12 protein-coding genes are annotated in these 15,481 nt (G+C 46.9%); 5 read left to right on the top strand and 7 right to left on the bottom strand.

Translation table 11 applies throughout. From position 1 onward, the window contains the following. The first annotated feature begins 115 nt into the window (after nt 1-115). Nucleotides 116-1,873, top strand: a complete 1,758-nt coding sequence (locus tag XMD579_RS05215; protein ID WP_173480864.1) for a DEAD/DEAH box helicase — start codon at nt 116-118, stop codon at nt 1,871-1,873. A gap of 181 nt (nt 1,874-2,054) precedes the next feature. After that, on the top strand, nt 2,055-3,299 hold the full coding sequence (gene nhaD / locus XMD579_RS05210) for a sodium:proton antiporter NhaD (protein ID WP_173505989.1): 1,245 nt from the start codon (nt 2,055-2,057) through the stop codon (nt 3,297-3,299). A 218-nt stretch (nt 3,300-3,517) separates the two neighbouring features. On the opposite strand, the gene XMD579_RS05205 is transcribed toward nhaD, so the two are convergent. The 7 genes from XMD579_RS05205 to XMD579_RS05175 form a co-directional block, all read right to left on the bottom strand. Beyond that, complete coding sequence (locus tag XMD579_RS05205) at nt 3,518-3,781, bottom strand: GIY-YIG nuclease family protein (protein ID WP_173505988.1); 264 nt, start codon at nt 3,779-3,781, stop codon at nt 3,518-3,520. Between the two features lie 38 nt (nt 3,782-3,819). Next, nucleotides 3,820-6,798 carry a hybrid sensor histidine kinase/response regulator gene (locus tag XMD579_RS05200; protein WP_173505987.1) on the bottom strand — a complete coding sequence of 993 codons (2,979 nt, stop codon included), beginning with the start codon at nt 6,796-6,798 and terminating at the stop codon, nt 3,820-3,822. Between the two features lie 163 nt (nt 6,799-6,961). After that, complete coding sequence (cysG, locus tag XMD579_RS05195) at nt 6,962-8,395, bottom strand: siroheme synthase CysG (protein ID WP_173505986.1); 1,434 nt, start codon at nt 8,393-8,395, stop codon at nt 6,962-6,964. A gap of 10 nt (nt 8,396-8,405) precedes the next feature. Beyond that, nucleotides 8,406-9,029: a phosphoadenosine phosphosulfate reductase family protein gene (locus tag XMD579_RS05190; protein ID WP_173482440.1), complete on the bottom strand. Its 624-nt coding sequence runs from the start codon at nt 9,027-9,029 to the stop codon at nt 8,406-8,408. Next, nucleotides 9,026-9,505 carry a DUF934 domain-containing protein gene (locus XMD579_RS05185; RefSeq protein WP_173498935.1) on the bottom strand — a complete coding sequence of 160 codons (480 nt, stop codon included), beginning with the start codon at nt 9,503-9,505 and terminating at the stop codon, nt 9,026-9,028. The genes XMD579_RS05190 and XMD579_RS05185 overlap by 4 nt, the downstream gene beginning before the upstream one ends. Then, a complete protein-coding gene (locus XMD579_RS05180; RefSeq protein ID WP_173505985.1) occupies nt 9,492-11,147 on the bottom strand; it encodes a nitrite/sulfite reductase in 1,656 nt (551 codons plus the stop codon). Before XMD579_RS05180 ends, XMD579_RS05185 begins: the two co-directional genes overlap by 14 nt. A gap of 32 nt (nt 11,148-11,179) precedes the next feature. Beyond that, complete coding sequence (locus XMD579_RS05175) at nt 11,180-11,965, bottom strand: sulfite exporter TauE/SafE family protein (RefSeq protein WP_173488908.1); 786 nt, start codon at nt 11,963-11,965, stop codon at nt 11,180-11,182. 230 nt (nt 11,966-12,195) lie between these two features. Here XMD579_RS05175 and cysD point away from each other — a divergent pair, with 230 nt between their 5' ends. The 3 genes from cysD to rsxA all read left to right on the top strand — a co-directional run bounded on the left by cysD (nt 12,196) and on the right by rsxA (nt 15,477). Continuing rightward, nucleotides 12,196-13,113 (top strand): sulfate adenylyltransferase subunit CysD, encoded by a 918-nt coding sequence (gene cysD, locus XMD579_RS05170; protein WP_173498938.1) that lies wholly within the window; start codon nt 12,196-12,198, stop codon nt 13,111-13,113. 10 nt (nt 13,114-13,123) lie between these two features. Further along, nucleotides 13,124-14,779: a sulfate adenylyltransferase subunit CysN gene (gene cysN, locus XMD579_RS05165; protein ID WP_173505984.1), complete on the top strand. Its 1,656-nt coding sequence runs from the start codon at nt 13,124-13,126 to the stop codon at nt 14,777-14,779. A 116-nt stretch (nt 14,780-14,895) separates the two neighbouring features. Continuing rightward, on the top strand, nt 14,896-15,477 hold the full coding sequence (gene rsxA / locus XMD579_RS05160) for an electron transport complex subunit RsxA (RefSeq protein WP_173480853.1): 582 nt from the start codon (nt 14,896-14,898) through the stop codon (nt 15,475-15,477). Nucleotides 15,478-15,481: the final 4 nt, after the last annotated feature.

Raw genomic sequence — 15,481 nt, 5'->3', positions numbered from 1 at the left:
AACAGCTGGCTTATTAGCCTAAAGTCTGTATAATTTGCGCCTCTTTCAACGATCCTCCACCTGCTTTTGACTTATGGGCCGCGGGTAACGGGATCCCCTAAAAGCAGGAAATCTGATGTCTGATACTGATCAGCCGATCACATTTAGTGATCTTGGCTTAAGCACGCCTATTCTCGACGCACTCTCTGACGTAGGCTATGAAACACCTTCTCCTATCCAAGCCGGCGCTATTCCAGCCCTTCTTGATGGCCGTGATATTCTAGGGCAAGCGCAAACGGGTACTGGTAAAACAGCCGCCTTCGCTCTGCCGCTTCTACAGAACGTCGATACTAGCAAGATCCACCCACAGGTATTGGTACTTGCTCCAACTCGCGAACTCGCCATTCAGGTAGCTGAAGCCTGCGAAAAGTACTCTAAGTACATCCCTGGTCTACGTACACTATCAATCTATGGTGGACAGGGTTACGACACACAACTTCGCTCTCTACGTAAGGGTGTGCATGTCATTATTGGTACACCAGGCCGTGTCATGGACCATGTTCGTCGCGGCACTCTTAGCCTAGACAAACTAAAGTGTTTGGTACTGGATGAGGCGGATGAGATGTTACGCATGGGCTTTATTGACGATGTAGAGTGGGTGCTTGAGCACACGCCACCTACTCGTCAGATCGCACTGTTCTCGGCGACGATGCCACGTGAAATCAAAACGATCACTGAGCGTTACCTACAAAACCCTGTGCACGTAAAGATTCAAAGCAAGACTGAGACAGCCAGCACCATTCGCCAGCGCGTTTGGGAAGTTCGTGGCCTCTCTAAGTTCCAAGCTCTAACTCGCCTACTCGAGATGCACGAGCACGATGCAGCGCTGATCTTTGTTAGAACTAAGACAGCGACTGAAGAGCTATCAGAACAGCTTATTCAGGCAGGCTTCTATGCAGCTGCACTGCACGGTGACATTCAGCAAGCACAACGTGAACGCGTTGTAGGCCGTCTAAAGTCTGGCAAACTTGATGTTGTCGTGGCGACCGATGTCGTAGCACGCGGTCTGGATGTTGAGCGTATTAGCCACGTTATTAACTTCGATATCCCTTACGATGTTGAGTCTTACGTACACCGAATTGGTCGTACAGGACGTGCAGGTCGTCAAGGTGATGCGGTTCTTTTTGTGACTCATCGTGAGCGCCGCTTGCTTAAGTCGATTGAACGCCACACGCGTTCAACACTTGAAACACTTGAACTTCCCGATGCTAAAGCTCTGAACCAATTGCGTTCACAGCGCCTAAAAGAGCGTCTTGTTAATGCGATTGATAAACCACAGACGGCTGACTTCCATAACCTGATCACTGAACTAGTGACAGAGAGCGGTATCACAGCCTCTGCCCTGGCCGCTGCTGCACTTCAGCTTATCTACAAAGATAAGCCCTTCTATCTTGATGAGAAAGAGCCCAGCTTTAAAGAGCGCCCACGTCGTGAACGCTCTGATCGTGGCGAGCGCGGTGAAAGAGGTGATCGTAAACCTCGTCGTGACTCTGGTGCAGACGAAGGTAAGACCCGTTACTGGATCGGCGTTGGCCACCAACAAGGCGTTAAGCCGGGTAACATCGTCGGTGCGATCGCAAACGAAGCGAATATCAGCAGCGATCTGATTGGACGAATCAGCATCAGTGAGAACTTCTCAACGATTGATCTTCCAAATGATCTTAAGCATGCACAATTGAAGAAAATTGCTGATGCTCGTGTCTGCGGCAAGCAGTTGTCGATTCGCCCATGGCAGGATGAGATGTCAGGTAAACCAACGCGTCGTAAAGGACCACCGCGCGACCGCAACAGCAAACCTAAAGGCAATCGCAAACCACGCGCAGAAAAAGCCTAACGGTATCCGATACTCAGCCTAAGGGGCTGAGTATCCTACTTTACCCAACTATAAGCTTATGCAAAACCAGTCTTAAAAACCGACCTAATACGTTGATTTATTAATAATCAAATCCAACTAAAGTAGTAAACTGACGATCCTTTAGAGGCACAACTTTGCCAATATCTGATAAGGATTATCTATGCTCCACTACACTCTCATCGCTTTTGCTCTGATTGCTCTGTTAGCCATTGTGTTTGAAGAGCTGATTCATCTGAACAAAGCGAAATCGACTCTGTTTCTAGGCACGCTCTCTTGGATATTGATCTTCCTGTTTCCTGAACAAGGTGTTACGCCTGAGCAACTCAGGGGTATGCTCAATGAAAACCTTTTAGATATCGCAGGGCTTTGGCTATTTTTAATGTCCGCGATGACCTTTGTCGCCTTTTTAAACCATCAAGGACTGATTGAGACGCTTATATATAGACTACTGCCCAGTCAAATCAGTGAACGCAAACTCATCTTTCTGGTTGGCATCTTCTCCTTTGTCTTTTCAAGTCTTTGTGACAACATCACAGCCACCCTGGTCTCCATTGCCTTGGTACTATCGCTTGGTTTAGAGAGACGTAAAACCCTTAGACTCTCTGTACTGGTTGTATTTGCAGTCAACTCTGGTGGTGTATCGCTGATTACCGGCGATGTGACCACATTAATGGTATTTCTAGCCGGCAAGGTAGAGATTACTGACCTACTGCTACTTTCAGTACCAGCCTTCGTAAGCACCATGCTGTTAGCGGCCATGCTCTCTAGACCCTTGGTAGGTCAGGTGATTATTACCCCTACCCCTCGCAAGGACGACAAGGTCGGTAAAGCCATTGCGGTTATATTTCTAGCAACCATTATTTCGACCATTATTCTCAATATTGTTGCGGGCATCCCACCGGTTTTGACCTTCCTTTTTGGACTATCCACCATGTTTCTGCTGGGCCGTTTTCTCTACGAAGAGGACACTCGTGAAAACCTGTTGGACTACGTTAGACGCATCGAGTTCGATACATTGATGTTCTTTTTGGGTATTTTGCTATTGGTGGGGATGCTCAAAGAGATTGGAACCCTAGACAGTTTAGTAGGCATCTATCAGGTCCTACCCATCACCGTTGCAAACTTTGCGATGGGTGTCTTCTCAGCCTTTGTCGATAACGTACCTTTGACAGCGGCACTGCTCAAATCTGGAGTAGAGATGTCTAAAGCCGAGTGGTTATCCTTAACTTATTCTGTGGGTGTTGGGGGGTCGCTGTTGGCAATTGGGTCAGCAGCCGGCATCGTTGCAATGTCTAAAGTGGATATCCTAAATTTCGGAAGCTATGCACGCTACGTCGTCTATCTATCGATTGCGTTTTTAGTCGGTTACCTTAGTAGTTATCTTTTAGGTAGCTATTTCGTCTAACGCGTAATGAAAACGGGCGACACTCTTACTGTTAACCATAACTTCTAAACAGTGAGTTGCCGCCCGCTTGGCCGAAAGCAATATTTCGACTCGTAATACCCTTCAAACCCGGGCCAGGTAAGCCAACCACTGGATATCAGCTTCAGACTTTTCACGATTTAGTTTAGACCCATGGGTCTGGAGTTCAACTGAAAAAAATTCCATTCAGTAAGCTAAGATCATCCTAACTGACACAACCCTATTAATTGATTTTTTTGCTGTAAAGTCATCCGCTTAATTGCGTACTCGCGCTGAATGGCACTTGAACGATCTGCATGTTGCTCATGCCAGATCAGCTCCACAGGTCGTCTAGCTCGTGTGTATTTAGCGCCGCCAACCAGTTCACCATTGTGTTGACGGAGTCGTCTAGCTGGATCCGTGCTTACCCCTGTATAAAGGGTTTTATCGGAACAACGAACGACGTAAACAAACCAGTGAGACAAGCCAAACGCTCTTAATAAACATTAAAGCCTAGATATAATCACACCCTTAGCTGTAACTGCAACAGAGCGTTTTGCAAAGAATCTGATGTGATGGGCTTACCCATAACGACATCAGCGCCAGCCTTTAACAACAGGTCTCGTTCGTTACCAACCGTTGCAGCGGTTACCCCTAGCACCTTCACACCACTTCCTGTCGCACGAATCGCTTCGACCAATTCATAACCGTTCATCTCCGGCATAAAGATATCCGTTATGATCAGATCCCATTTTTGTTCATTAAACAGATCTAGAGCCAGTTGGCCATTTTCCACAAGAACGGGGTTAGCCCCCAATTTTTGCAGTAAGTTTTCACTAAGCTTTCTGAGCATCAGATTGTCTTCTGCCATCAAAACACTCAATCCCTCTAGTGATACCATCGATGCAGTCTCATCCGGGGTTGCTGACTGCCTAGGCTCAACCGGAATATCAACTATGAAGCAGGCACCTCCTAGCGCTACACTCTCTTTAACATTGAGCGTACCGCCATTAGCTTGAATGATCTCACGACAGATTGAGAGCCCTAATCCGGTTCCATCGGCTTCTGTGTCACCTCTTTCGAAGGGTTCAAAAATCGACTCATACTGAGAGGTAGGAATTCCACGACCATCATCTTCAACCGAGATACGAAGCTGATGCATAGTCTCCTCATTGGCTGATATAGGAGCCATCACATCGACCTGAACTTGAATCGTAGATCCTTGCCCGTGCACAACGGCATTCTTAACCATGTTGGTTAAAACCTGTCGAATACCCCGCTGATCGAGATTGAATTGATGACCTGCCATATCATTCGATTTTACCGAGCATCGAATCTGTTTATTATCGAGCATCGTTTTAAGTGGTGTCAGTGATCGCTCTATTATCTCTATTGGACGAGCATTAGAGAGCGCTCTCTCTTGAATCAGTTCTGGTTCAACCACCGATCGTAAATCATCCAATACCGCTAACAGGTGCTGACTGGTTGAGCGAATATCACCAAACGACTCTGTAATCGCCGCATCGTCCGCTTCCAACATCATATTCAGTGCCGCAGCCGGTGTTCGAAGTTCATGACCAATCACCGCAAACATCTGTTTCTGTTTTTGCAGTGTCTCTTCTAACCGCTTAACAGCCTGACTGCGCTCAGAAAGCGTAACTTCCAGTTGATGCCTGAGCAGAACATCATCAGTACGATTGATGACTGCGCCGCTAAACCCCTGCAACACATCCTCTTTCACTTCAGGGCGTGCATTTAACTCAAGATAACGCCTCTCACCAGAGGGGAGTAACAACTCTCTCTGAATCTTTTGAAAATTATTTGATTGCCAATTGTGGAGTTGATTTTTAAGCTGATCCTCTCCACTGTCCGCAGCGATACGTGTGCTGATATCCTCTTGAGTAATCGTCGGATACTGATCTTTTGGGAGATCATAGAGGGATCTAAAGACATCATTCGCCGTGACGACCCCCTTGATCAAATCACTGTGAAAGAGTCCTATATCACCATATTCAGACACATCGTTAAGCTGCTGCAGTACTTTTTCGGTCCGTTTTACCGACTCAGCAAGCGCCAGTTCCTTCTCTTTGATGTCCGTTACATCCTGTGACAGCTGAATTCGAATCAGCTCACCCTTTGCATTGGTGTGCTCCGCAATCGTCGAGTTTCTAACCCATTTAGTTCTATTCAACGCCTCTATGAAGAGCGGGTACTCAACGACCGCTCCTATTTGAGCAAGCGCGTCTGTAATTTGATTGCGATATCCAGGCTCAGTAGCATTTAATCTAGCCTCACCGACAAGCGGAGCAACATTCTCATTAGGGGGTTCAATTATCCATTGACCCGTCTGATGATTAACGTTTTCCTCTATTAGCGCTAATTTAGAGGTAGTTAAAGCTAAATGGAGCTGTCTATCTAGAGACTCTATCTTCGATAGCTGGCGATTTCGAAGGGTTAACTGATGCCAGATCCACCAGGCAAACAGAGCTGACAACAGTGCAGCCATCAATAAAAGTAGGCCGATGTATGTCTGAACTTGTCTCTCGGTAAATATAGAGAGAGGCTCATTGATGATCGAGATTGGCCCCTTAAGATTAGACGTATCAGCCTTCCAACGCTCTAGCTCGTTATAATCCAAAATATAGCGCTTTTGAGGTGGTTCAAACCCTTCAGATTGACCGTAAACCAGCTGTGCTATCTTTTGGCCCAACTCTCTAGAAGGAGTCATATAACCGCCCAAACCACCAGCCTTAAGAGTTGAGCTCTGCATCGATATCAAGGGGGCCACATCAAGTTCAACAATCTGTTTAGTTAGCTGTATCGGCAAACCATCTTCAGAGACCGACCCAGTACCACGCCCTAACCATAGAATGACTCGATCTGCAGGAAGCTGTTTTAACCTAGATAGGGTCTCGTCAAAACTTAACGACTCATCAAGAAGGGTTAAATCAAATTGATCGGCAAAGTTAAGATCCCATAGATCTTCAACCTCTACTCGACGTGAGCCTGGGGCAAGCACAACCAACTCTTTGATGTTTGGGAACAACTCAGGTATCAAATCAAGTGTTGCCTCTTTATCAAACAGCTCCCCTTTCGAAAATCCGGGAAGAGCGGCCATGCTGGTGTTGACAGCAAAAATATTTATCTCGTTGGGTTGTTTGCTAGAAAGTCCTTGAGCAACTCGCAGGGCAAAATTGCCTTCGGCGATGATCGTTGCGGGTAGTTTAGGGTAATTTTTATAAATAGACTCGATTTTTTGCGGAAGGTATTCGGGCTCACTTCTGAAAGCATCCAATCGGTGGATGTAAACCTCTTTTGTGAATAACTCAGATTGATCAAAGAGTAGCTGATACTGCTCATCAATAAACCCCTGAAAAACCTCTTGCTGAAAAGGGATCTGTTCGTGGCCAGTAAACAGAATCAATATCCGATTAGGATCCACAGGCTTGTCAGACGCCGAAGTCGCCGTTAATGGAATTGAGATCAGTAGAGAGAACAACAACTGGGATTTGGTTTTTGCAAAAAATTTGCAAAACGCGACGCATAAATAAAAACAAGAGTTCAGCATGATCAATCCAACACCTAACCTAAACAGTTTCGAGCATCATTAACATAGATGCCTATCTACTGTGGATTAAGCAAATGCCATGCCAACATACAAACTTTTAAGCGGAAAGTTGCTGTACCTGCTCTAAAGCATGATTAGCCTCTTGATGAACCTCACCAAACCAGGCCAGTTCTGAATGAAGCTTAACTACCTCGCCGACGATGATGATGGATGGAGCGGGCAGTTGTGCACTCTCTTGTAGATCGGATATCGTCGACAAGGTTCCGGTCAACACTCTTTGATCCTTACAGGTACCGCGAGAGACGATGGCGACCGGTGTAGAGGCTGAACGACCCGCACCCATCAATCCCGCAGAGATATCTGGCAAAGTGTGCAATCCCATATAGAAGACCAACGTCTCATTCGTAGCTAATAGATCTGAGAAATCTAATTCTGCTTGTCGGCTCTTCAACTGCCCGGTTACAAATCTAACGGATTGAGCATAATCACGGTGAGTCAATGGAATGCCAGAGTAACTACTGCAGGCACTGGCCGCTGTAATGCCAGGCACTACCTGAAAAGGCACTCCCTGCTCTGACAAGGCTTGAAGCTCTTCACCGCCTCGACCGAAGATGAACGGATCCCCCCCTTTTAGGCGGACCACTCGCTTCCCCTGTTTCGCATGTTTGACTAGCAGCTCGTTAATCCCCTCTTGTGACAAGGTATGTTGATCACGGCGTTTACCCACATAGATTAAATCGGCATCTCGACGACAAAGATCCACCACTTCCGGCGAGACCAAGGCGTCATACAACACCACATCGGCCTGCTGCATCAAACGCAGTGCTTTAAAGGTCAGTAGTTCAGGATCCCCTGGCCCCGCGCCGACCAGATAGACTTCACCCATTGGTGCTTTATCTTCGGCCGCTTCAATCGCCGACCTAAGTAACTGCTCAGCCTCATCCTGCTGTTCTGCAAATACCTTTTCGGCGACAGGGCCTGACAGTATCTTCTCCCAAAATAGGCGACGACCATCAACGGTGGAAAATTTCTGTTTCACCTGCTGTCTAAATCGTCCCACCAAAGCACCTAAATCGGCATAGCCTTGAGGGATGAGAGTCTCCAATCGTGCTCGAAGATTTCTCGCTAAGACCGGTGCTTTACCCGCCGAGGAGATACCGACAACGATTGGGGATCGATCGACAATAGCCGGAAAGATAAACGTACAGAGTGCAGGACTGTCTACGACGTTGACCGGAACATTAGCAGAACGCGCGTCAAAAGAGATCGACTCATTGAGCGATTGATTATCGGTCGCGGCGACGACCAAGACTCTGCCTTGCAGTAGAGATTTACGATACTTACCCAGCTCAATCTGACCACCCTTCTGCTCAACCAGCATTTTCACCTCTTCACACACCTCTGGTGCAATAAGATGAATGAGCGCGCCAGCACGTGTTAATAGCCGTGCTTTACGCAAAGCCACGTCGCCGCCACCTACCAGTAGAACAGGTCGGTTTTTAAGATCAAAAAAGAGCGGTAAATATTCCATTAGAGTGGCTCTACAGTTGCGTATGAAGTCCGCATTCACGGGTCTCTAGCGCTTTGGTTGGGTCGAAATAGTCATGCTCATTCGGCAAATTATGTTCTAGCAGATAGGACTCAAGTTGAGCCTCAGTCAGCTCAAAGAGTGGGGCCACCTTCAGCACACCATCTTTTGATTGGCTTAAGACGTCCAGTGACTGTCTAAACTCGGTCTGATCTTTGCGAATGGCGTTAAACCATACGTCCGGCTTTAGATCGGCTAGAGCCCGCTGAAATGGCTCGATTTTGACCTGCTGTGTAAAGGTTTCATGCAGTGGGCTATCCACGTCAGGGATGCCACCCATGACCACATTTCGATGCGCTGCTGTTTGTGCTGGCACATAGGTAATCACATTAAGATTTAGGTCTTGTATCAGTTTTTCGGCAAAGCGGTAGGTCGCCGAGGTGTTGTATCCTGAGTCGACCCAAAGCACTTTAATATCCGGTTTAACTGAGGTCACTAGATGCAGAATGACCGACTCATAGGGACGAAAATTGGTCGTAATAATTGGGTTATCGCCCTGCTCTAGTGCCCACTCGACAATCGCTTGAGGGGTTGCGCCGGCGAGTTGTTGATTAGCCTTATTAATATCTAAGCTCATAATGTCTGCCTATAGATAGGTTGGTCGTTTCGCGCATCAGCCTGATAGTGCACGGAAATTTCTTGATAGGCCGTTTGGGCCTGCTCAGCATCGATCGGAGCCTGCAACAGCACCGAGTCAAAGCCACACCGATAGAGATAATCCAGTCGATCACGGCTCACCTCACCGCTGGCACGTATCTCACCCTGGAAACCCTCTCGACGTAACAGGCGAGCAAAACTGAAGCCTCTACCGTCGCGTAGCGCTTCAAAATAGATTTCAACCAGCGATACCTGATTTAAATGTGGAATCAGATCATCCAGTGACTCCTCACTGCTGAGTCTGACGCCTAATCGTTCCTGAGGTTGTGCAATCGTCACTTGCTGAAGAAGCTGAGTGAATGGCACAACGATGGATGATTCTGTAATGTCTGAAAACTCTTCCTGAAAAACCCAAGGATCATCACTGACTAAGGTTTTATGCTTAAGCAACGGCATAGACTCTCTCCTTAAACGGCTCAACACCTAGTCGGCGCACGCAATCGATAAACAGCTCATCACCCTTTCGTAGTTCCACATAGGTTTCCAGAAGACGCTTTAACGTATCGGCCACCTCATCAGCAGCGACAGCGCGTCCCAGCACTTTACCGAGTGATGCATCGGCTTCGCTCGATCCTCCCAGTGTGATTTGATACCAATCCTCACCCTTCTTATCGACACCTAGGATACCGATATGGCCCACATGGTGATGGGCACAGGCATTAATACATCCCGACATATTGAGGCGTATATCACCAAGATCATGCAGATAATCAACATCATCAAAGGCATCATTAATCTGCTGAGCAATGTTCAGGGTTTTTGCATTGGCCAAAGAACAGAAATCAAAACCGGGGCAGACAATCATATCGGTTAGCGTGCCGATATTGGCACGAGCTAAATTTGCATCTCTGAGGGCTACCCAAACGGAGTACAAATTTCTCTGATCAACATCGGCCAATAGAAGATTTTGATGATGCGTTGAACGAACCTGTCCAAAGGAGAAACGATCCGCCAACTCTGCCACAAGATCCATCTGCAAGGCTGTGATATCCCCCGGCGCTCCCAACTGCGGCTTAAGGGAGACGGTCACTGCACGATAGCCAGGCACTTTGTGCTGATGCGTATTTCTCTGATACCAATGTTTAAACTCTGAATGGGTCTCAAGATAGTGATCCAATGTCGTGTCAGCAGCAGCTTCAGTGTTGTAGTCATGTGGCGTGAAAAAGTCACTGACCCGTTCAATCTCCTCTTGAGTAATTTGCAAATCACTCCCTTTGAGATGCAGCCACTCCTCTTCGACAAGATCACGAAACGCATCAGCACCCAGCGCATCAACTAATATCTTAATTCGAGCTTTGTACTTGTTATCACGACGCCCCTTTAAGTTATAAACCCTTAGGATTGCCTCCAAGTACGAGATCACCTCATTAGCGGGTAAGAACTGACGAATCACCTTACCTATTTTCGGTGTGCGCCCTAAACCACCGCCAACTAATACCTCGAAGCCTAGCTCGCCTTGAGCGTTCTTAATGAGGTGCAACCCAACATCATGAACTTGAGTGGCTGCACGGTCTTCTGGCCCTGAGGTAATGGCGATCTTGAATTTTCGTGGAAGATAGGCAAATTCAGGATGCAGAGTCGACCACTGTCGAATCAGCTCACACCAGGGTCTAGGATCAGAAATTTCAGTTGCGGAAACGCCGGCAAAGTGATCAGTGGTCGTATTTCGAATACAGTTGCCTGAAGTCTGGATCGCATGCAGCTGAACCTTTGCGAGATCCGCCAAAATATCAGGCACCTCTTCAAGTTTTGGCCAGTTAAATTGAATATTGGTACGCGTCGTAAAGTGACCATAGCCTCTATCATATTTTCTAGAGATCGCAGACAAAGCTCTTAACTGAGTCGATGTCATCGTTCCATAGGGAATAGCCACCCTAAGCATAGGTGCCTGTCTCTGGATATAGAGACCATTCATCAGACGGAGTGCCAGAAACTCGTCATCACTCAAGCGCCCTTCTAAATACCGCTTGGTTTGATCGCGATACTGTTCAACACGCTCATCAACGATCTTTTGATCAACGTCGTTATAGATATACATCGTCTACCCTAACCCTTTACTGAAATATTCTTTTAAACCGCTAAAACGAAACGGATACCTATCGCCATCAACAGACTGCCGATGATCGGCTGCATCAATTTAGGAGATAGATTCGCCCCTAATCGACTGCCTAACCAAACCCCGGGCAGTGAGCCCACTAATAGGTAGGCCAAAAGCTCCAAATCCACTGTACCCATATGCATGTGACCAAACCCTGAGAAAGCCGTAAGCACAACGGCATGGACTAAGTCCGTTCCAACGATCGTACCCATAGAAAAACGCGGATAGAGTAAGATCAGCATGGCGGTTCCAAGCGCACCTGCCCCTACTGATGAAAGTGTGACCAACCCACCTAAAAAGAGACCACATAACACCGTTAGATAGGGACGCAGCTTTACAAGTGTTTGCGCAAAAGGCGTATCGGACTGCTTGTCTGAAAAACGACGAATTGCCTCACGAAAGAAGACTGCAATAGAGGTGAGTAACAGAGAGATCCCAAGCGTTAAGTTGATGGTTGATTCGAGAGTTGCCACCGAATCAACCTGACTGAGGAGAATCAGCGTCAAAAATGAGCTTGGCAAACTCCCCAACAACAGCAATGCCGCTACACGCCACTCGACCAACTGTCTCTTTGCGTAATTAATGATGCCACCCGCTTTAGTAAATGCTGCGTATAGAAGGTCCGTACTCACAGCCACTATTAAAGGCACACCAAAACCGACAATTAATATAGGCGTCATCAACGCGCCACCACCTATACCGGTTAAACCAATAACGAAACCAACCAAAAGGCCAGCAAAAGAGTATCCAAATTCCATGTGGTTGCTCCGTTATAAAGATAAGAATAGAAATTACGAAATGGAATATATATACCTTTCTATATAACTCAAAATAATATTTAGACGTAATATTATCCGAATCAGTTATATAGCTAATATTTATAGATGTTTAAATTTATATAACCAAAACTACTATCTTAATTTTTATATATTCTTTTGGGTTATATAAATTTGTATGCATAATGCGTTTTCGAAATTAAGGAGGCGCTATGAATCTTATTAGCTCGGATCGTTTGACCCATCTCAAACAGCTTGAAGCAGAGAGCATTCACATCATTCGTGAAGTGGCTGCTGAGTTTAATAACCCTGTTATGCTCTACTCTATCGGTAAAGATTCATCAGTCATGCTGCACTTAGCCCGTAAGGCTTTTTACCCTGGCAATCCTCCTTTTCCACTGCTTCATGTCGATACCACTTGGAAATTCCGAGAGATGATCGAGTTTAGAGACCAGATGGCAAAAGATGCGGGTATGGAACTGTTGGTTCATATCAATCAGGAGGGCGTCGATATGAACATCAATCCCTTTGTCCATGGGTCCGCAAAACATACTGACATCATGAAGACTCAAGGTCTTAAGCAGGCTCTAAATAAGTATCAGTTTGATGCTGCATTTGGGGGTGCTCGTCGTGATGAAGAGGCGTCTCGCGCCAAGGAACGCGTCTTCTCATTTAGGGACCAAAACCACCGTTGGGATCCAAAGAACCAGAGGCCAGAACTCTGGAATATCTACAACACTGAGATCAATAAAGGCGAGAGCATTCGTGTCTTTCCTTTATCGAACTGGACAGAGCTAGATATCTGGCAATACATATACTTAGAGAATATTTCTTTAGTACCACTTTACTTCTCTAAGCCACGGCCAGTGGTTCAAAGAGATGGCATGACCATCATGGTCGATGACGAGCGTTTACCACTTAATGACGGTGAAGCACCTGAACAAAAATCGGTCCGTTTTAGAACCCTAGGCTGCTATCCGTTAACGGGCGCCGTTGAATCTACAGCCACAACGCTGCCGGAGATCATTCAAGAGATGCTATTGGCGACCACCTCTGAAAGGCAGGGCCGCGCTATAGACCATGACGGTGCAGGGTCCATGGAACAGAAGAAAATCGAAGGATATTTCTAGGATAGATATTATGAGTCATCAATCATCCCTTATTGCCAGTGATATTAACGCCTACCTTGAGCAGCACGAGAATAAAGAGCTGCTCCGTTTTATCACCTGTGGCAGCGTCGATGACGGCAAATCCACTTTGATCGGCCGTCTACTTCACGACTCTAAAATGATCTATGAGGATCAACTTGCTGCCATCAATAAAGAGAGTAGGCGTGTTGGCACAACCGGCGATCAACCTGATCTAGCGCTATTGGTTGATGGCCTTCAGGCCGAGCGTGAACAAGGCATCACCATTGATGTGGCTTATCGTTTTTTTTCTACTGCAAAACGTAAGTTCATCATCGCCGATACACCCGGCCATGAGCAGTACACACGCAACATGGCGACCGGCGCATCAACTGCGGATTTGGCGATTATTCTGGTCGATGCCCGATACGGCGTTCAGACACAGACACGTCGCCACAGCTACATCGTATCCCTACTGGGCATTAAACACATTGTCGTCGCGATCAACAAAATGGATCTCGTAGAGTTCGATCAGAATCGTTTTAACGAGATTCAGTCAGAGTATCTCGCTTTGACCGATAAACTGGGCTTATCCGATATTCACTTCTGCCCTATCTCTGCACTGCAGGGGGACAATGTTGTCGATCCATCCATCAACACTCCATGGTACTCAGGTCCTACTCTTATGGAGTTGCTAGAGGATGTAGATACTGGACGTGCAACGTCTGAGGCTTTTCGCTACCCCGTGCAATATGTCAGTCGCCCTAACCTAAACTTCCGTGGCTATGCGGGAACCATCGCGTCAGGCTCCATAGAGGTCGGTCAAGAGGTCAAGGTCCTCCCAAGTAACAAGCAATCCAAGGTTAAATCGATCGTTACGATGGATGGGAATCTTGAACGTGCTTTCGCTCCAATGGCCGTCACGCTGACGCTTGAAGATGAAATCGATATCTCACGCGGTGACACTCTGGTGATGTCGAAAGATGAGGTTGAGCCGATTAACGCCTTTAGAGCCAAACTGATCTGGATGGACCAGTCTCCCCTTAAGCTAGGCAACAACCTTCTCATTAAAACAACAGCAGCGAAATCCTCTGGCCGAGTCACTGATATTCATTTCAAAGTGGATGTGAATAGCCAAGAGGCTCTACCTGCAGATTCATTGACGCTTAATGAAATTGCCGAAGTCAGTCTGCAACTCGATCGCGCGATTCAGATGGATCCCTACCTAGAGAATGGTTCGACCGGATCCTTTGTTGTCATTGACCGCTTAACCAATAGAACCATTGCCGCAGGCATGATGGTTGAAGCTGAGCAGCCGATTGAGAACAACGAAATACACTCTGAAACGGTGGTTGATGCTAGCCTTCGAGCTCGTCGCCTGGGCCATAACGCTCTGATAGTTGGGCTACCGAATGTCTCAAATTCGGTGCTGTTCACGCTGGAGAAATGTCTCTTCGATAGAGGCCTTCTACCGGCGGTTAGCAGCCGACTGGACGATGCAGTACTGTTAAAAGAGGCAGGCACCGTTGTTCTCAGTACTATCGAAGATGGAAGTGATATTGTCATAGGACCGCATGCAAAATGTGAGGTTTATCTCGATATCACCCTGCCGACCGAAAAACAGGTTGATTTGATTCTGCAGTCACTGACTGAACTAAAGTTACTTTAGCGACGTCTAATTGACCTGAAACAACCGTTGATACTGGGTTATAGAGGCGGTTTAGGGTACACTCTAAACCGTTTTTATTAAGCTTCTTTTTGCTTTCAACGCCATAGCGATAGACGATGACTGAGTTTCTATTAATTTTAATCAGTACCGTACTGGTGAATAACTTTGTACTGGTTCAATTTCTAGGCTTGTGCCCCTTCATGGGGGTATCCAACAAGCTAGAGACCGCTATGGGGATGTCGCTCGCGACCACCTTCGTACTGACGCTCTCTTCTGTCTGCAGCTACTTGGTCTACACCTACCTGCTACTGCCATTTGATCTGATCTATCTACAGACGGTCAGTTTCATTCTCGTGATCGCGGTGGTTGTGCAGTTCACGGAGATGGTCGTACATAAAACCAGTCCACTGCTCTACAAGCTACTGGGTATCTTCCTGCCACTGATTACCACCAACTGTGCGGTATTGGGTGTAGCACTGTTGAACATTCGCAAACAGAACGACTTTATCGAATCCATTGGTTATGGTTTTGGTGCTGCAGTTGGCTTTTCGTTGGCACTGATTCTTTTCTCGGCGCTGCGTGAGCGCATTGCTGTTGCTGAGGTGCCAGTTGCCTTTAAAGGTCCAGCCATCGGTATGATTACGGCTGGCCTTATGTCACTCGCCTTCATGGGCTTTGCTGGCCTGGTTCAGTTCTAAGGTG

This window comes from Marinobacterium sp. xm-d-579, assembly GCF_013282935.1.
Taxonomy (GTDB): domain Bacteria; phylum Pseudomonadota; class Gammaproteobacteria; order Pseudomonadales; family Balneatricaceae; genus Marinobacterium_E.
Note: the sequence above shows the minus strand (reverse complement) of the source record. Positions and strands in the feature narration are given on the sequence as shown.